At 56.9% G+C, this 18,478-nt stretch carries 16 protein-coding genes and 5 tRNA genes; 4 read left to right on the top strand and 17 right to left on the bottom strand.

Annotated elements, in window-relative coordinates; translation table 11 throughout:
* Nucleotides 1-20 precede the first annotated feature (20 nt).
* The 13 genes from rpoB to EY643_RS03080 all read right to left on the bottom strand — a co-directional run bounded on the left by rpoB (nt 21) and on the right by EY643_RS03080 (nt 9,807).
* Entirely contained in the window at nt 21-4,094 is a 4,074-nt protein-coding gene (rpoB, locus tag EY643_RS03140; RefSeq protein WP_152660836.1) for a DNA-directed RNA polymerase subunit beta, read from the bottom strand.
* Between the two features lie 120 nt (nt 4,095-4,214).
* Nucleotides 4,215-4,589 carry a 50S ribosomal protein L7/L12 gene (rplL, locus tag EY643_RS03135; protein WP_152660835.1) on the bottom strand — a complete coding sequence of 125 codons (375 nt, stop codon included), beginning with the start codon at nt 4,587-4,589 and terminating at the stop codon, nt 4,215-4,217.
* Nucleotides 4,590-4,633: 44 nt separating this feature from the next.
* Nucleotides 4,634-5,164 (bottom strand): 50S ribosomal protein L10, encoded by a 531-nt coding sequence (rplJ, locus tag EY643_RS03130; RefSeq protein ID WP_152660834.1) that lies wholly within the window; start codon nt 5,162-5,164, stop codon nt 4,634-4,636.
* 323 nt (nt 5,165-5,487) lie between these two features.
* Nucleotides 5,488-6,183, bottom strand: a complete 696-nt coding sequence (rplA, locus tag EY643_RS03125) for a 50S ribosomal protein L1 (protein ID WP_152660833.1) — start codon at nt 6,181-6,183, stop codon at nt 5,488-5,490.
* Between the two features lies 1 nt (nt 6,184).
* Nucleotides 6,185-6,619: a 50S ribosomal protein L11 gene (gene rplK, locus EY643_RS03120; RefSeq protein ID WP_152660832.1), complete on the bottom strand. Its 435-nt coding sequence runs from the start codon at nt 6,617-6,619 to the stop codon at nt 6,185-6,187.
* A 103-nt stretch (nt 6,620-6,722) separates the two neighbouring features.
* Nucleotides 6,723-7,256, bottom strand: a complete 534-nt coding sequence (gene nusG / locus EY643_RS03115) for a transcription termination/antitermination protein NusG (RefSeq protein ID WP_152660831.1) — start codon at nt 7,254-7,256, stop codon at nt 6,723-6,725.
* A gap of 21 nt (nt 7,257-7,277) precedes the next feature.
* Nucleotides 7,278-7,640: a preprotein translocase subunit SecE gene (secE, locus tag EY643_RS03110; protein ID WP_084200953.1), complete on the bottom strand. Its 363-nt coding sequence runs from the start codon at nt 7,638-7,640 to the stop codon at nt 7,278-7,280.
* Between the two features lie 108 nt (nt 7,641-7,748).
* Nucleotides 7,749-7,824, bottom strand: a tRNA-Trp gene (locus EY643_RS03105).
* A gap of 101 nt (nt 7,825-7,925) precedes the next feature.
* Nucleotides 7,926-9,149, bottom strand: coding sequence for an elongation factor Tu (gene tuf / locus EY643_RS03100; protein ID WP_152660830.1), 1,224 nt, complete (start codon nt 9,147-9,149; stop codon nt 7,926-7,928).
* Nucleotides 9,150-9,234: 85 nt separating this feature from the next.
* Nucleotides 9,235-9,310 (bottom strand) — tRNA-Thr (locus tag EY643_RS03095).
* A 16-nt stretch (nt 9,311-9,326) separates the two neighbouring features.
* A tRNA-Gly gene (locus tag EY643_RS03090) sits at nt 9,327-9,400 on the bottom strand.
* Nucleotides 9,401-9,472: 72 nt separating this feature from the next.
* Nucleotides 9,473-9,556 (bottom strand) — tRNA-Tyr (locus EY643_RS03085).
* A gap of 175 nt (nt 9,557-9,731) precedes the next feature.
* A tRNA-Thr gene (locus tag EY643_RS03080) sits at nt 9,732-9,807 on the bottom strand.
* A gap of 228 nt (nt 9,808-10,035) precedes the next feature.
* On the opposite strand from EY643_RS03080, the gene EY643_RS03075 reads away from it, so the two are divergent.
* Entirely contained in the window at nt 10,036-11,238 is a 1,203-nt protein-coding gene (locus tag EY643_RS03075) for a hypothetical protein (protein ID WP_205743135.1), read from the top strand.
* A gap of 160 nt (nt 11,239-11,398) precedes the next feature.
* Here the strand turns inward: EY643_RS03075 and EY643_RS03070 are convergent, their stop codons facing one another.
* The gene (locus EY643_RS03070) at nt 11,399-12,094 is read right to left on the bottom strand and encodes an FkbM family methyltransferase (RefSeq protein WP_152660829.1); all 696 of its coding nucleotides are present in this window, start codon (nt 12,092-12,094) and stop codon (nt 11,399-11,401) included.
* Nucleotides 12,095-12,390: 296 nt separating this feature from the next.
* Entirely contained in the window at nt 12,391-12,834 is a 444-nt protein-coding gene (locus EY643_RS03065) for a hypothetical protein (RefSeq protein ID WP_152660828.1), read from the bottom strand.
* A gap of 211 nt (nt 12,835-13,045) precedes the next feature.
* Between EY643_RS03065 and EY643_RS03060 the strand changes: the two genes are divergently transcribed.
* From EY643_RS03060 to EY643_RS03050, 3 genes are read left to right on the top strand one after another with little or no spacing between them, the layout of a single operon-like run.
* A complete protein-coding gene (locus EY643_RS03060; RefSeq protein ID WP_152660827.1) occupies nt 13,046-13,840 on the top strand; it encodes a sulfotransferase family 2 domain-containing protein in 795 nt (264 codons plus the stop codon).
* Nucleotides 13,841-13,857: 17 nt separating this feature from the next.
* Nucleotides 13,858-14,790: a hypothetical protein gene (locus EY643_RS03055; protein WP_152660826.1), complete on the top strand. Its 933-nt coding sequence runs from the start codon at nt 13,858-13,860 to the stop codon at nt 14,788-14,790.
* Between the two features lie 2 nt (nt 14,791-14,792).
* The gene (locus tag EY643_RS03050; RefSeq protein ID WP_152660825.1) at nt 14,793-16,760 is read left to right on the top strand and encodes an acyltransferase family protein; all 1,968 of its coding nucleotides are present in this window, start codon (nt 14,793-14,795) and stop codon (nt 16,758-16,760) included.
* Here the strand turns inward: EY643_RS03050 and EY643_RS03045 are convergent.
* Complete coding sequence (locus EY643_RS03045) at nt 16,735-17,472, bottom strand: type III pantothenate kinase (protein ID WP_205743134.1); 738 nt, start codon at nt 17,470-17,472, stop codon at nt 16,735-16,737. The genes EY643_RS03050 and EY643_RS03045 overlap by 26 nt on opposite strands.
* Nucleotides 17,469-18,449, bottom strand: coding sequence for a bifunctional biotin--[acetyl-CoA-carboxylase] ligase/biotin operon repressor BirA (gene birA, locus EY643_RS03040; protein WP_152660824.1), 981 nt, complete (start codon nt 18,447-18,449; stop codon nt 17,469-17,471). The genes EY643_RS03045 and birA overlap by 4 nt, the downstream gene beginning before the upstream one ends.
* Nucleotides 18,450-18,478: the final 29 nt, after the last annotated feature.

Here is an 18,478-nt window from a genome sequence, read left to right as displayed (position 1 = left end):
ACGTATTCGTTGTTGGCCAGTTACTCGCTTTCGAGCTCGATATCGATCCCGAGGGAACGAATTTCCTTAACCAACACATTGAAGGACTCGGGCATGCCCGGCTCCATCCGATGGTCACCATCAACAATGTTCTTGTACATCTTGGTCCGGCCGGCGACGTCATCCGACTTAACGGTCAACATCTCCTGCAGGGTGTACGCTGCACCGTAGGCCTCCAGGGCCCACACTTCCATCTCACCGAAGCGCTGGCCACCGAACTGTGCCTTACCACCCAGCGGCTGCTGAGTAACGAGGCTGTAAGAACCAGTGGAACGGGCGTGCATCTTGTCATCCACCAGGTGGTTCAGCTTCAGCATGTACATATAACCAACCGTTACAGGACGATCGAAAGAATCGCCGGTACGGCCGTCGTACAAAGTGAACTGACCACTGTCAGGCAGGTCGGCAAGTTTCAACAGGTCCTTGATCTGGGATTCCGCTGCACCGTCAAATACAGGGGTTGCCATGGGCACACCACCAGACAGGTTGCGGGCCAGTTCAAAGACTTCCTCGTCGCTGAAAGACTTGATGTCTTCTACGCGACCAGCTCCGTTGTTGTAGATTGCCTCGAGGAACTTGCGTACCTCGGCGACTTTCTTCTGCTCTTCGATCATGACGTTGATCTTGTCGCCAAGACCTTTCGCTGCCATACCCAGGTGCGTTTCAAGGATCTGACCCACGTTCATACGCGACGGTACACCCAGTGGGTTGAGCACGATATCTACCGGCTCGCCGTTCTCGTCGTAGGGCATGTCCTCGACCGGCATGATCACGGAGATCACACCCTTGTTACCGTGACGTCCAGCCATCTTGTCACCGGGCTGAATGCGACGTTTGATTGCCAGGTAAACCTTGACGATCTTGAGTACGCCAGGCGCCAGGTCATCGCCGGATTGCAGTTTGCCTTTCTTGTCTTCGAACCGCTCTTCCAGCAGTTTTTCCTGCTCAACAAGCTGACGCTGGGCAGAGGCCAGGGCGTCGTTCAGTTCGCTTTCAGACAGCTTCAGCTTGAACCACTGCTCGCGATCCAGTTCGCTCAGAACTTTCTCGGTAAGCTTGGTGCCCTTGGTCAGGCCGGCGCCAGAGACGGTGGCCTTGTTCTTGATCAGGTTAGCCAGACGCGCGAAGGTCGCTTCTTCGAAGATACGGAACTCTTCTTTCAGGTCCTTGCGGTATTCGTCCAGCTGGTGCTTCTCGATCTGCAGGGCGCGGGCGTCCTTCTCGAGACCATCGCGGGTGAACACCTGAACGTCGATTACCGTACCCTTGGTGCTGGAAGGCACACGCTGGGAGGTATCTTTAACGTCCGAGGCCTTCTCGCCGAAGATGGCACGCAGCAGTTTCTCTTCCGGCGTCAGCTGGGTTTCCCCTTTGGGGGTTACCTTGCCTACCAGAATGTCGCCAGCCTCTACCTCGGCACCGATGTAAACGATGCCGGATTCGTCCAGCTTGGCCAGTGCGCTCTCACCAACATTGGGGATGTCTGAGGAAATTTCCTCGGGCCCAAGCTTGGTGTCACGCGCAATACAGGTCAGCTCCTGGATGTGAATAGTGGTGAAGCGATCTTCTTTCACCACCCGCTCGGAGACGAGGATGGAATCCTCAAAGTTGTAACCGTTCCAGGGCATGAATGCGATACGCATGTTCTGGCCAAGAGCGAGCTCGCCCATATCGATGGACGGGCCGTCTGCCAGAATGTCGCCGCGACCAACAGCATCACCGGTCTTTACGATCGGGCGCTGGTTGATGCAGGTGTTCTGGTTAGAACGGGTGTATTTGGTCAGGTTGTAAATATCAACCGGCGCCTCGTCGACACCCACGTCCTTGTCGTTAACACGTACCACAATGCGGCTGGCGTCGACGGAGTCGATGACACCGGCACGCTTGGCCACCACGCAGACACCGGAGTCAGCGGCAACATGGCGCTCCATACCGGTACCTACCAATGGCTTATCACTCACCAGTGTGGGTACAGCCTGGCGCTGCATGTTCGAGCCCATCAGGGCGCGGTTCGCGTCATCGTGCTCGAGGAACGGGATCAGTGCTGCCGCCACGGACACTACCTGCTTGGGGGAGACGTCCATGTAATCGACGTCTTCCGCAGTCTTCAGCGTGTTCTCGTTGAGGTGACGTACGTTGATCAGGTCTTCAACAAAGTTGTTTTTCTTGTCCAGCGGCGCAGAAGCCTGGGCAATCACGTGCTCAGCTTCGTTAATCGCAGACAGGAATTCGATATCGTCGGTCACAACACCGTCCACCACCTTGCGGTAGGGGCTTTCAAGGAAACCGTACTCGTTGGTACGAGCGTAGGTCGCCAGTGAGTTGATCAATCCGATGTTCGGGCCTTCAGGGGTTTCAATCGGACAGACGCGACCATAGTGGGTCGGGTGTACGTCGCGAACCTCAAAGCCAGCGCGTTCACGAGTCAGGCCACCTGGGCCGAGAGCCGATACGCGACGCTTGTGAGTTACCTCAGACAGCGGGTTGTTCTGGTCCATAAACTGGGACAGCTGGCTGGAGCCGAAGAACTCCTTGACTGCCGCAGAAACCGGCTTGGCGTTGATCAAGTCTTGCGGCATGAGGCCTTCGCTCTCTGCCATCGACAGGCGTTCCTTGACGGCACGCTCGACGCGCACAAGGCCAACGCGGAACTGGTTTTCGGCCATTTCACCCACAGAGCGCACGCGGCGATTACCCAGGTGGTCGATATCATCGACAATGCCTTTACCGTTCCGGATAGACACGAGGGTAGACAGTACTGCAACGATGTCTTCTTTATCCAGGATGCCTTCGCCGGTCACTTCATCACGACCCAGACGACGGTTGAACTTCATCCGGCCAACCGCAGACAGGTCATAACGGTCGGAGGAGAAAAACAGATTCTGGAACAGGTTTTCAGCCGACTCCTTGGTGGGCGGCTCACCGGGGCGCATCATACGGTAGATTTCTACCAGCGCTTCCAGTTCATTGCGTGTTGTGTCCAGGCGCAGTGTGTCGGAGATGAACGGACCACAGTCCAGCTCATTGGTGTACAAGGTCTTGATTTCCTTGACGCCAGCTTCGTCCAATTGGGCCAGTACTTCTTCAGACAGCTCGGTGTTGCACTCAACCAGAATCTCGCCGGTTTTCTCGTCGACGACATTCTTGGCCAGGGAGCGACCGTTGAGGTATTCCGCAGGTACTTCCAGCTCGGTGATGTTGGCTTTTTCCAACTCACGGATGTGGCGTGCAGTAATACGACGACCTTGTTCTACCACGACCTTCTTACCGGCCTTGATATCAAAGGCGGCGACGTCCCCGCGCAAGCGCTCGGGAATCAAGGTCATGGTGAAGTTACCTTCCCCATCGGGGTGGAAGGTGTTCGCGTCGTAGAACATGTCGAGGATTTCCTCGGCCTGGTAACCCAGGGCGCGCAACAATACCGTCGCCGGCAACTTGCGGCGGCGATCGATACGCACGTAAACCATGTCTTTGGGATCGAACTCAAAGTCCAGCCAGGAACCACGGTAGGGAATCACCCGGGCGCTGTACAGCAGCTTGCCAGATGAGTGAGTCTTGCCCTTGTCGTGGTCGAAGAATACACCGGGCGAACGGTGCAACTGGGACACGATGACACGCTCGGTACCATTGATGACGAAGGTACCGTTGTCAGTCATCAGGGGTATCTCCCCCATGTAGACTTCCTGTTCCTTGATGTCCTTGATGGTCTTGTTGGACGAGTCCTTATCGTAAATGATCAGGCGCACTTTCACTCGCAGGGAGCAGGAGTAAGTCACACCGCGCAGCTGACATTCGTTGACGTCAAATACAGGAGTGCCCAGTGCGTAATCTACGTATTCCAGCGCAGCGTTACCGGAGTAGCTGACAATGGGGAATACGGATTTGAAAGCCGCGTGCAGGCCATAGGCGCCGCGCTTATCAAGTGGAACACCCTGCTGGGTAAATTTACGGTATGAATCGAGTTGAATCGCTAGCAGGTAAGGAACGTCCATTACCTTCGGCAGCATGCCGAAATCTTTGCGAATGCGCTTTTTCTCAGTGTACGAGTATGCCATCAGTACTCCCCAGCTTGTTTAAAATCTTGCCCGCATGAAGCGGGAAAAGGCCGGTGGGCTTCCGCTCCACCAGCCTTGTCCTTGTCCGGCCACCCGTGGTGGCTCGGACGATTGCAGAACTTACTTGAGTTCTGCAGCGCCGCCGGCTTCTTCCAGCTGCTTCTTGATGTCTTCGGCTTCGTCTTTGCTTGCGCCTTCCTTGATGGGGGAAGGTGCGCCGTCGACCAGGCCCTTGGCTTCTTTCAGGCCAAGACCAGTTACTGCACGTACTACTTTGATGACGTTAACTTTCTTGTCACCAGCAGAAGTCAGAACCACGTCAAACTCGGTCTGTTCTTCTGCAGCAGCACCAGCGTCGCCGCCAGCAGCAGCCGGTGCAGCAGCAACAGCTGCAGCAGCGGTAACACCAAACTTCTCTTCCATTGCTTCGATGAGCTCAACAACTTCCATTACGCTCATTTCTGCAATTGCATTCAAAATGTCTTCTTTAGACATGACTTTCGTCTCCTATCTAGCTGATAAAATATTCGGGAGGGGGCTTACGCCGCCGCTTCCTTCTGATCGCGTACTGCTGCGAGTGTGCGAACCAGTTTTCCAGGTACTTCGTTCATGGTCTGTACCAGCTTGGTTGCCGGCGCTTGCATAACACTCATCAACATAGAGAGTGCCTGATCGCGCGTAGGCAGCTTAGCCAGAACATCCAATTGCTCAGCACCCAGCATCTGGCCACTTACCGCCAATGCTTTAACTTCAAATTCTTCGTTGTCTTTCGCGAAGTCTTTAAAGATTCGTGCTGCTGCGCCCGGGTCTTCCATAGAAAAACCGAACAGGGAGGGACCGGCCAGAGTGTCATTAACACACTCGTAATCAGTTCCTTCCAAAGCTCGCTTGGCCAGGGTGTTGCGTACTACACGCAGGGTCACCTGGTTTTCACGCGCTTCTTTGCGCAGAGCAGTCATGCCGTCTACCTCAACACCGCGGGCATCCGCGATAACGAGGGACAGTGCACTGGTGGCTGTCTCGTTAACTTCAGCTACGATCGCTTTCTTGTCTTCGAGTCCTATTGCCACTGGATATACTCCTGGGTTGCTTTACATGTGTACTTACAAATCTATGCAAGTACTGCTCGCGTGGTGAACACTTTCACCATCTGCGTAGGCTTTGGCTCTGCTCCGAAGAGCTCACCGCGATTAAACCGCCACTGATAAACCGCATCAGCTTTGGCACCTACGGTCTTTGATGGTCTTTAGTTCTCAGCTAGTGGGCTCGCGCCCTGCCTTGTCCAAAGACCTCAAAGTGGACCGGTTGAAACCTGTGGGTTCGCTCCGATCTACCGCTTCTCCTTCCGTGGAAAAGCCTTGAGAAACCGCCCTTTTTGGGGGCGGCTCAACAATTATCCTTCCAACGACGCCTGGTCGATAACTACACCTGGGCCCATAGTGGTGCTCAGGGAGATTTTCTTCATGTAGATACCCTTGGCTGCAGCGGGCTTGCCCTTTCTCAGGTCAGCCAGTACTGCTTCCAGGTTGCCGCGAATGGCGTCCAGTTCGAAATCGATCTTGCCGATTCCGCCGTGAACGATGCCATTCTTGTCGGTGCGGTAACGCACCTGGCCGGCCTTGGCGTTATTAACCGCAGTCTCAACATCGGGAGTCACGGTGCCAGTCTTGGGGTTAGGCATCAGGCCGCGGGGACCCAGTACCTGGCCCAGCTGGCCAACAACGCGCATGGCGTCGGGAGAGGCTATGACAACATCGAAGTCCATCATGCCGCCCTTGATTTGTTCCGCCAGGTCTTCCATGCCTACCAGGTCAGCGCCGGCAGCCTTGGCCTTCTCAGCAGCATCACCCTGGGTGAAAACCGCTACGCGAACGTCGGAACCGGTGCCGTGAGGCAGCGTGGTTGCGCCGCGAACAGCCTGGTCAGATTTACGCGCGTCGATACCCAGATTCACCGCGACTTCAACAGTCTCGTTGAACTTGGCAGTCGCCAGTTCCTTGAGCATGCTTACTGCTTCTTCCAGCGGGTAAGCCTTCTCAGGGTTAACTTTTTCCTTGAACGCCTTCTGGCGCTTGCTCAGCTTGGCCATCTTAGTTCACCCCTTCAGTATCGATACCGGCACTGCGGGCAGATCCGGCGATAGTGCGCACAGCAGCGTCCATGTCAGCAGCCGTCAGGTCAGGCCACTTCATGTTAGCGACTTCTTCCAGTTGCTCACGGTTCACCTTGCCAACCTTGGTGGTGTTGGGGGTGCCGGAGCCCTTCTTGATCTTGGCGACTTTGCGCAGCAGAACAGAAGCCGGAGGCGTCTTCTTGATAAAGGTAAATGAACGGTCGCCATACACAGTAATGACAACAGGAATCGGCAGACCGGGCTCAGTGCCCTGGGTCTCGGCGTTGAACGCCTTACAGAATTCCATGATGTTCACACCGTGCTGACCCAGAGCCGGACCCACGGGGGGGCTTGGGTTGGCCTGACCAGCAGGCACTTGCAGCTTGATATAAGCTTCGACTTTCTTAGCCATTAGTTTACTCCCGGGTTCAAACGTCTTTTCGGCTGGCGCCTACTATGACTCCCCATTAAGTTACTTTCGTCCATCCCGCTTGCGCGGGGCAGACACTAACAAATCAGGCCTTCTCGACCTGACCAAATTCCAGCTCCACCGGAGTGGATCGTCCGAAAATGAGGACCGCCACATTCAGGCGACTCTTCTCGTAATTGACCTCTTCCACGACTCCGTTGAAGTCGTTGAAGGGACCATCGATAACCCGCACCATCTCGCCGGGCTCGAACAATGTCTTGGGACGCGGCGCTTCCACACCGTCTTCCACGCGCTGCAGAATAGCTTCAGCCTCTGCCTCGGTAATCGGGGCCGGGGCATCAGCCTTGCCGCCGATGAAACCCATCACGCGAGGGGTTTCCTTGACCAGGTGCCAGGTCTCGTCAGCAAGTTCCATCTGCACCAGCACGTAGCCGGGGAAGAACTTGCGCTCGCTGCGACGCTTCTGACCGCCACGCATCTCAACCACTTCTTCAGTGGGAACCAGGACTTCGCCAAAACGGTCCTGCATGTTGTGCAGTTCGATGCGCTCTTTCAGGGCAGTCGCGACTTTCTTCTCATAACCGGAATAGGCGTGAACTACATACCAACGCATTGACATCGCTAACCCTTCTACCTGTCTTTACCCAATTGCCAGCGACACCAGCCAACCCAGGAAGCTATCCAAGCCCCAGAGCAGCAGCGCCACCAACAACACAAATACCACCACGATCATCGTGGTTTGCACAGTTTCCTGACGCGTAGGCCAGACAACCTTGCGAATCTCGGTACGCGAACCTTTCACCAGTGCCCAGAAAGCCGCACCTTTGGCGGTTTGCAAGGCTACCAGAGCAGCAACAATTCCGAGCGCAACAATACCCAGCACGCGGTAAAGCAGTGACTGGTCTGCGTACATACTGTTGCCGACAACCGCTACGCCTATCAGGGCGAAGACAACAAGCCACTTCAGCCCATCGAAACGGCTCGCGCTAGTTTCAGCACTCATTCATATATCCTTTTCTGCAGGCCCGGCTTTAGCCGCGCATAACGCACCGAAGGAGCGCCTACAGTTATTTCCAATGCAAAGCGCCCGATCGGCGCCCCTGCCATAAAATGGCAGGCCAGGAGGGAATCGAACCCCCAACCTGCGGTTTTGGAGACCGCTGCTCTGCCAATTGAGCTACTGGCCTAATTCTTTCATTTAGACGACGAAGCCGAACTGCTCTTTCAAGCGGTTCGGCTTGGTCTGACTCGTGGCGGCAACCGAAGTTCCCGCCGCGAAGATCAACGATTACTCGATGATTTTAGCTACAACACCAGCGCCAACTGTACGGCCACCTTCGCGGATCGCGAAGCGCAGGCCTTCTTCCATCGCAATAGGCGCGATCAAAGTGGCAACCATCTGTACGTTGTCACCAGGCATTACCATCTCAACGCCCTCGGGCAGTTCGCATGCGCCGGTAACGTCAGTGGTACGGAAGTAGAACTGCGGACGGTAGCCCTTGAAGAAAGGTGTATGACGACCACCTTCTTCCTTGGACAGAATGTAAACCTCAGCTTCAAACTTGGTGTGAGGGTTTACAGTACCGGGGTGCGCCAGAACCTGGCCACGCTCAACTTCTTCACGCTTGGTGCCACGCAGCAGAATACCGACGTTCTCACCAGCACGACCTTCGTCGAGCAGCTTGCGGAACATCTCAACACCAGTACAAGTAGTGGTCTGAGTGTCCTTGATGCCGATGATTTCAATCTCTTCACCAACCTTGATGATGCCACGCTCTACGCGACCGGTTACAACAGTACCGCGACCGGAGATAGAGAACACATCTTCAACAGGCATCAGGAATGACTGGTCAATAGCACGCTCGGGCTCAGGGATGTAAGAATCCAGAGTCTCAACCAGCTTCTTCACAGCAGTGGTGCCCAGCTCGTTGTCATCTTCGCCGTTCAGCGCCATCAGGGCGGAACCACAGATGATGGGAGTGTCGTCACCGGGGAATTCGTACTGGTCAAGCAGCTCACGCAGCTCCATTTCTACCAGCTCTTTCATCTCTTCGTATTCTTCAGTGTCCGCGCCGCCGCAATCTTCAGCCAGCAGGTCAGCCTTGTTCATGAATACAACGATGTAAGGTACGCCTACCTGGCGAGACAGCAGGATGTGCTCGCGAGTCTGGGGCATGGGGCCATCAGTGGCGCCACAAACCAGGATCGCGCCGTCCATCTGAGCAGCACCGGTGATCATGTTCTTCACGTAGTCGGCGTGTCCAGGACAGTCAACGTGTGCGTAGTGACGATCCGGAGAGTCGTATTCAACGTGGGAAGTCGCGATGGTGATACCACGCTCACGCTCTTCCGGTGCGTTATCGATGCCATCAAAGGCAACCATCTCACCGCCCCATACTTCAGCACAGACGCGAGTCAGGGCCGCTGTCAGGGTAGTTTTACCGTGGTCAACGTGACCGATGGTGCCCACGTTTACGTGGGGCTTAGTACGTTCAAAAGTTTCTTTTGCCATTACGACAATCTCCTGTTTACGCCGGCCGTAGCCGTGTCAACCACTTAGTTAAAAACCTAACAAAAACAAACACTAAAAGCAGAAATGGAGCTCATAACCGGATTTGAACCGGTGACCTCTTCCTTACCAAGGAAGTGCTCTACCGACTGAGCTATATGAGCCTCAAGCTTCCAACTCTGGAGCGGGTAGCGGGGATCGAACCCGCATCATCAGCTTGGAAGGCTGAGGTTCTACCATTGAACTATACCCGCGGCACCGCAAAATCTAACTTTTATGCCCTTTCGGGTCTTATTTCCGAACCAGATCCCTGGCTCGTCAAAATATGGTGGAGGGGGGTGGATTTGAACCACCGAAGCTTTCGCGTCAGATTTACAGTCTGATCCCTTTGGCCACTCGGGAACCCCTCCAGAAGGCGGCATATTGTCCGGATGACCACCCCTGATGTCAACCGCTTATCCCAATAAAAATATCGACTTACACACACTTTCTGAGCCGCCCTGAAATACCGCTTCAGGCGCTCTTCTACCGCAGCCATGGGCCCGCAAGATAGAGCAAAGTCGAGAGAGAAAAACGGAGCTGGAATGGAGCTGGCGAGAGGAATCGAACCCCCGACCGGCTGATTACAAATCAGCTGCTCTACCTACTGAGCTACGCCAGCCAAATCCAAACCTGTGAGATAGGTATATATAGAAGGAAGAGCCTTCAAAATATGCACCTCTCTCAACGGCGGGCAATTCTATGTGAAGGGATGTGGGGATGCAATAGTTTTGGGAGCTACCGGGTAGAAAGTTGCCGTTTTATGCCCTTGCTCCCGGGCCTCGGCTGGTCTAGCTTATATAGTGCTCACGACGTCCCACCGCCGAGGATAATAGTAATGCACACTCCCATGAAAATTTTCCCGTTAAGCGCCATCGCCCTGGGCATGGCATTCGCCCAACACGCAAACGCCCAGTCCTACCAGTTTACTAACTGCGATGCCGAAGGCCGGCTGGGTCCAGGCCAGAGTGATTGCAACACAGAATACGCTGGCACCACGCTGGAGAGCACTGTCACCGTTAGTGGCGGCATCCAGGCCTGGGTTGTTCCTGAAACGGGCACCTACCTTATTGAAGCTGACGGCGCGGCCGGCGGCACCCAGCAGTACTCGGGAGAAGAAGGCAGCGGTACACCCTCTCCCGGCGGCTTCGGCGCCAGCCTACAGGGTACATTTGAACTGACAGCTGGCGAGACATTACATGTGCTGGTAGGCCAGATGGGCGGCGACACGCAACAGGATGTCGAAACTGACGACGACTGGGAAAATGCCGCACCCGGGGGCGGTGGCGGTACCTTCGTCTACCGCAACTCGGCCGACCCACTCCCACTACTGGCTGCCGGTGGCGGCGGTTCGGGCTCCAACTGTGAAGTCGTAGATACAAGCCTGCAGAATGCCAGCCTGACGACCGGCGGCAACAAAGCCTCGGGAGTCAACGGAGACACCGTGGACAACGGTGGTGCTGGCGGCAACGGGGGTTTGGGTAATTATCCATTTGAAGGCGGCAGCAGCTACTGGGCGGGAGCGGGAGCTGGCTGGCTCACCGACGGAACTGGCGGCCATAACCCAACGGACTACGACTATCGCGGCGACCCAGCAAATGAGTACGATACAACAGCCGTAGGTGATGGCGGACGCTCCCCCAGAAATGGCGGCGAGGGAGGATTACGCGGATACGATGACAACGACGAAGGTGGCGATGGAGGCTTCGGCGGCGGGGGCGGCGGCGGATCCGACAATATGGGAGGCGGCGGTGGCGGCGGCTTCTCCGGCGGCGGCGGCGCAGATGGTGATGACTGCACTAACGGCTCCATCGAGAACAATCCCGGCGGGGGCGGCGGATCCTACAATGGCGGCACTGACCAGGTAAACGAGTTGGCGGGGGCCAGGAGCCACGGCTTGGTAACAATTCGCGCTCTCGTCATCCCATCGGCTGCACCTCAAGGCGAAGCAACGGAACCGACAAAAGCTGTGCCGGTAATGACGGGGTGGGGAATCGGAATCCTTGCAACGCTAATCGGCCTCTTGGGCATGTACTCCCGCCGCAGGAAATAACGCCTCTTAGCAACCAAGGAACCCCCGCCACTATGCAGGTTTTTTTTGTACCTGATCATTGGGCAATATGGATTGAACCTCCTGACTCACATACGGGCGCCTCCAGGGGAAGGGGCGGGGGGATGCAATAGGTTTGGGGGGATGCAATCGGAGAAGCCTGTTAAATCGAGGTTGAATCCGGATCCTGAACTGGCGGGACGGGACATTCAAACACGGTGTTACCGTGCAGCCTCCCAGACTCCCGGTAGCCCAGGGCAAGTATCGACTCGGCGAACCAGGTGCTTTGCAGCAGGTCATTGCCCTCGCGAATCTCAAGGATCACGATCGGGCGACACCGGCGAATAGTCCGAATTGCGCCCGCCAGTGCAGGCTGCTCCTGGTCTTCCACATCGAGCTGCAAAATTGATACATGTCGATCCTCCGGGACTGTGGCATCCACCGTCACGATATCCACCGTCACATCAGTGGTGGCATCGAAGCTGCCAGTAGTAACCACGTGGCTCTTGCCACCGAGTGCCGTGCCCTCACTGTCGCGCACACGCATCACCAGGGAATCCTCCGCGGCGCCCAGTCCGGCATTGCGCAGGACCACGTTATCGAGATCGTTGATCAAGAGGGTCACCCTGGCGCAGCGGAAGTTTTCGGGATTCGGCTCATAGGCCCAAATCTTGGCGGCAGGACCGCAACTGCCCCCGAGGGCCGGCAAAAAGTCACCGAAATAAGTACCAGCGTGGACGATGTCGCCGTCCCCGCAGCGCTCCATCATGAACTCCAGCGTCGCAGGCTCATAGACTTCACCGCGCAGCACCTTGCGCGGTGCGGTGCGGTGCGGTGCAGCGAGGACTCGGGGAGGCAATAGCCCCCGTGCTGGTTGTACCAGATACAACACTTGAGTGCTGACAGGCTCTCGTACTGCTCCCGGGGCAGCGCCCGCAACCGGACCTTCTTGCCCTCGACTCGGAACGAGTTGCGCCCCAACAGGTGCGCAACCATTTTCTTTAATGGGCTTTTCATGGACATAGAATAATGCGTCCCCTCCTGCTTGGCGAGCTCCAATGGGCAGCGACAGCCGGCAAAGATGCTTTACCTGTGAGCCAGGTGTATATAGAAGGAAGACCCTTCAAAATATGCACATCTCTCAACGGCCGGGCGCTACGCCAATTGAGTCCGCCTGACTAGAACCAGCAGGCCCAGCAGCAGTAAGCCAACCCCCCAGGGGGGGGGCATCACCGGCACAGCGGCGGGCGGTAACTCCTCAGTCGACTGGGTAAAGCTGTCGGAAAGTACACTCTGGGCCAGTATGCGAGTTCCCGACTCATTCCGGGTCAAGCTGATCCTGCCACTAGTACCGTTGACGAAGGTACCGTATGCAGTGCCACTGGCGCGGGGGGCGTCAAGCAACCCATCCACGTCGTTATCAAGGTCGTCAAAACCCGTCGCCGGATCACCGGCGAAGGCATCAAGGTCGAATTCGAAGTCGATGTACTGGGTACCATCAGCGGTCTCGCCGGAGTAGCCTAGAATGATGGTGGTGTCCGGCACCCAATCTACGACCGTGCGATAGGCCGCCGCAGAGGCTTGACCTGACCAAATCACCAAGATCAGGAAAAATGAAAAAACGACCCTTGCCTGCTTGCAGACTCCCCCATAGATAACGATTAAAAACGAAAAGATACTAACGTATTCCAGTAGACAGCAGAACCGCCCTGCGCACCATCACCGGGGCGCTAACATTACCCCCCTTCGATATTGCCAACGCCGTCGAAATTGTCTATTTTCTCAAAAAAAGACCATTTCGGGGACACGGATGATTCCTCTGGCGAGCGCAGAATACCGCTATACCTATTACTTCAATCCCAAGAGTGCCAGCAGCACTTACCGAAGCCTTTTCGTCGAACTTCATCGGGGCGAACTGCCCGGCGAGGTGAACGGCGCGGTGGATATTCACAACGCGTTCCAGCACTTCCACCCCATGGCGATTGGGCGCAGCTGTAACTCGTTCAGCTACACCATTGTGCGCCACCCATTTCCCAGAATGGTCAGCGCGTACCTGGATAAGTGCGTCGAGATAAACGCCCCGGTGGAACAGCGCTTCCGCAAACAGGACCATATGCAGTGGATCTTCAAACCTGTATTCGGTTTTCTGGGCCGCGCGCCCAACTTCGACCAAGGCTTTAGTTTCATCGAGTTTCTGCGCTACCTGGAACAGGCATTAAGACAGCGGCGGCCGCTAGACATACACTTCGAGCCGCAGTGGAATGCAAAATTTGCACTCGATGCCTATTACCGGATCGAGGATCCCATCGAGGATCTTCTCGCCATCTATCGAACCATCTTTGAAGAAAGCTTCGATCAACTCGATCTCGAACGCCGTATACGCGAAACGGCAAACAACAAGCTCAACCGAAGCTTTGGCGAGCAGTTGCAGCCAATCTACGCCGGAGAGAGCCTGGCGGGAATGAATTTCGCCGGGCTGAACTCGCTGATGCAGCAGGGATTACGCTTCACGTATGAGAATTTCATGACCGACGAGTCAAAATCATTGATATCCGCTATTTATGCGCAGGAGCTGAAGGCCTATGATTACTCGCCTGACCGCTAGAGTCCTGCCCCTGCAAGATGAGCTCACTGCCACGCTTCAAACACTGCTACCTGCACATAGGACTGGATAAAACTGGCACCACCTCGGTGCAGCGGGCTTTTGCCCGGGAAGCGGCGCTACTGGAATCCAACTGCGACCTGCACTTTCCGCACATATTTCCGGACCGGGTGCATTTCGACGGCAATCACTCCCCCTACCTGAGAGCCCTGTTTTGCGAGTTTCCGCGCGCCCGGCGCAGGCTCGCAGCGAGAGGCCTGACCTCAGAAGAGGAAATTGCGCACTACAATCGCACGACTCTAAAGGCGCTGCACGCCGGATTCACTGCAACGTCCGCAACCCGCCTACTGCTCTCCGCCGAGGTCGTGACCCATTTTCAGCAAGAAGACCTGGAGAGCCTCAAACTCTGGTGCCAGGAACTGGCAGAGAATATCACCGTCATCGCCTGCATCCGCCACCCGGTGCACGCACTTGCCAGTGAAATGCAGCAACGGCTGCGCATCGGCGCAAAACTGGAAAACCTGAATACCCATCCACCCCACCATCGCTTGCGCGAGAAATTTACCCAGCTGGAGAACATTTTCGGACGCAGCTCGGTCCTCGCCTACAGTTTCCACCGCGCCACGGAGCATCCGTCAGGGCTTGCAGCCGCACTGCTGGCTGAGCTGGCAATCGAGCAAGACAGCCTGTTCGAAAGGGAGCGAGCATCCAATACCAGCATGAGCGCCGAGGCCGCACGCCAACTCAGCGCGTACAACGAACAGCTCCCTGCGTTCATCGAAGGCAGAGCCAACCCAGCGCGCTGCGCGCAAGAAGTACGCCGCCTGGCAGCAATACCCGGTGAAACGTTTTGCGCCTCCGCGGAAGCGAGTCAGCGTGTCGCTGAGCTGGCGGCCTCCGACATAGCCTGGATGGAAGATCGCTACAGCATCGATCTTCGCTACCGCACATAGTCATGAGCCAACAACACCTCTCATACCGGCCTGACATAGATGGCCTGCGCGCATTCTCAATTCTCGCGGTGCTTGTCTACCATGCCTTCCCCAGCCTGTTGCCCGGCGGTTTTGTCGGCGTGGATATATTTTTTGTTATCTCCGGCTACCTGATCACCCGCATCATTCTCGAGAGTTTCGAGCGAGGCGAATTCTCACTGGCGGGTTTCTATCGCCGCAGGGTCCAGCGCATTTTGCCGCCACTCATTCCCGTCCTGCTGTTCTGCCTCGGCTTTGGCTACTTCGCCCTGCTGCCCGCTGAGTACGCGCAACTGGGCGAACATACCGCCGCTGCGTCCACGTTTGTTCCCAACCTGCTGTTCTGGACTGAAGCGGGCTATTTCGACAACGACAGTAAGCTCAAACCATTACTCCACCTCTGGTCGCTCGGAGTTGAAGAACAGTTCTACCTGGTCTGGCCATTGACGCTGCTGCTTATGGGCCGGGTGGGAATCAAAGCAGGCATGCTGATACTGGCACTGCTACCGGTGTCTTTTTCTCTAGGAGTTCTTCTCACTGACGACAGGGCCGCCACGTTCTTTCTGCCGCATTTTCGCGCCTGGGAACTCCTGCTGGGTGCACTGCTGGCCTGGTTGCAAACACGAGGTAAGCTCGAGCCACTGGGCGCTGCCGCCGCCATCCCCGGGATACTCCTCCTCGTGCTGGCGGTCACCCTGATCGATAAAAACAGCGTCTTTCCCGGTTGGTGGGCACTGCTCCCCACGAGTGGAGCCGCCCTGGTCATAGCTGCCGGCGCGAGCAACAGCGTCAATCGCGCTCTCGGGGCTGCGCCACTCGTATTCCTCGGTAAAATCAGTTTTGCGCTCTACCTGTGGCACTGGCCGCTGCTGAGTTTCGCCCGCATCATGGAAGGCGGCGAGCCCTCTGCATTGATTCGTAGCGCTGCGGTTACGCTGGCACTGCTGCTTGCCTGGGCCAGCTATCGCTGGCTGGAGACACCGCTGCGCTACCGCACCGGTCGGCTCACACCCTGGGCGATCGCCGGCACGCTGCTCGCCGTCGGCGCACTCGGGCTGGCGATCGCCATCGCCAAGGGGCTGCCCGAACGGACAACAGAACTCAATCCAGTGGCAGAGAATTTCTACTGGAAAGAACACGATCTGCATGAACGGGACGACTGTTCGCGCAAATTCGGCACACCCGGGCGCTGTCTCAGCGACGGCAAGCCACCCACCATTGCTGTGATCGGCGATAGCCACAGCTCGAATACGTTTTTCGCCCTCGCCCACCGCTATCGCGATTCAACCACTGGCGTAATGCGGCTGGGTGAAGGCGGTTGCCCCCCGCTGCACGACACCGCTATTCAGGACAACCACAATGCCGACATCTGCCTGGCGATAAACAACGCCTTTATCCACTGGGTTGCGAAAACCGAAAGTGTCGAGACGGTCTATCTCTCGTCACTGGGGGCAATGTATGTAAACCCGGGCCAGACGCGATTCGCACTCAGTTCGCTGCAGGCGCCGACGCTGAAGCGCAATCGCGACGTATTTGCCCGGGGTCTCGCCGAGAGCATTCGGCGACTTCTCGCCAGCGGTAAACACGTCGTCGTTGTGGTCGACTGGCCGTCACTGAACTTTGATCCGCGCAACTGTGTGGATACACGCCCTCTGAGGCTGACCGCATTTGCCCCGTCAGCATGCACCATCCCGCTGGCAAGGCATCGACAGCGCAGCAAAGTCTATCGACAGGTGTTGGCTCAGGCACTGGCCGAAGTGGGAGAAGGGAATGTCGAGGTCTGGGACACACATCAAGCCTTCTGTAATGACAGGACATGTACCGCAATGCGCGGCAATCTGGTGCTCTATCGCGACCGCTCCCATCTCTCAATGGGAGGGTCGGAGTACCTGGGTGAACAGTTACAGTTGAAACCAGCGGCGGCCTTCAAAGCCCGGCTTGGCGAGCCATAACTTCCAAGCCTTCAAATACGAGGTCCGGAACAAGCTCTCCACCTCTACCCAGCATTTTACGCAAGGTGTCACCGGCACCTCCGGTAAAGAACAGTTGAGGCGTCCGGGTTCCGCTGCTATCCAGAACCGTCGCCACCGACCCCACTTGGGCCAGGGCCACACCGTGGCGAACAGCTTCCGCGGTAGACCGCCCCGGAGACAAGGCGTAATCCACATCCTCATCAAAGCGCACCCTATCAGTGTCCAGCAGCAGCGCACGCTCCATCAGCGCAACACCCGGGATAATGTAGCCGCCTTCATGCGCACCATCCGGGCTCACCAGGTCGATAGTCAGGGCCGAGCCAGCATCCACAACACACAGTCGATCGGTGCTACGCGCTCTTGCCCCGAGCATGGCAAGCCAGCGATCTACGCCCATGCGAGAGGGGTCGGTGTAACTGTTCACCAGCTCGCCACTGCGGGCAGAGGTGCGCGCGTACCAGGGCGAAAGCCCCCAACGCTGCTCCACCAAAGCCGTGAGATGATTCTCGCCGCCGGTTGCGGCAACACTGGAAACCCAAACCTGGTCCACGCTTTCGGCACAGCCAAGGAGCGCGTCGCGTGATTCGACATCCCCTTGCAGATAACTGCCGCGGGTTATCACGGCACCCTCACTCAGCAGACGCCACTTCGCACTGCTGTTGCCCACATCAAACTGGAGACAGACGCTCACGCTTTTGGCCTCAGGGAAATTTCTCCGCCAAACACGGCCTGGATACCCGCCGCACTGGTTTCCAGTTGCAATGCCCCTCGGTCATCGACACCACGCGCAGTGCCCGCCATCTTTTGTTCGCCGCTGCTGAGCACGACCTCAGTGTCGGCGAATGCGTCCAGGGCCTCCCAGGCATGGCGCCAATGGGCGAAACCTTCCTGCTCGAAGCCGGCCAGCAAGGGCAGGAGTTCATTGAGCAATGCGGCAAGCAATTCACTGCGCGCAACACGCTCTCCACCGCTGACTTGTTTTACATCGGTCCAGGCCTGATCAATCCCGCCGGCGTATTGCGCAGGCATATCGACATTCAGGCCAATACCGACAACAACCTGGCAGGTTCCGGCAGCATCGCCGGTCATCTCCAACAATATCCCGCCCAGCTTCGCCCCCTCATGGAGCACATCATTGGGCCACTTCAGCTGCACTGACGGCACCCCGCAGGCCTCCAATGCCCGGGCCACCGCAACGCCTACCGCGAGGCTCATTCCTTCCAGCGCGGCCGCGCCACCCTGGAATTCCCAGACAGCGGATACATAGAGATTGCGCGCATAAGGGCTCACCCACAAACGCCCGCGCCGACCGCGGCCGGCAGATTGCTGCTCAGCGGTGCAGACGTAACCCGAGCGCACGCCGGCATCGACCTGTGCCATCGCTTCCGCATTGGTCGAGCCAATACTCTGGTGTATATCCAGCGCAGACATGAGCGAAGACGCGGCGGGGAGCATCGCTCCCTTGATCACTGCGGCATCCAACAGGTCGAGGCCACCCTCTAGCCTGTAGCCCTTGCCTTTCACCGACTCCACATCCAGACCAAACTCAGCCAGCTTGTTGAGCTGCTTCCACACCGCCGTGCGGCTGACCCCGAGAGCGTCGGCAATTTCCTGGCCGGACACAATCTCGCCACTGGCGAGAAGGGGGAGCAAATCGGTATTGGGCATCGCAAGGGTCTCTGGATAAAGCGGGGATG

This window comes from Halioglobus maricola (assembly GCF_009388985.1).
GTDB lineage: Bacteria > Pseudomonadota > Gammaproteobacteria > Pseudomonadales > Halieaceae > Halioglobus > Halioglobus maricola.
This window is presented reverse-complemented; position numbering and strand designations above follow the sequence as displayed.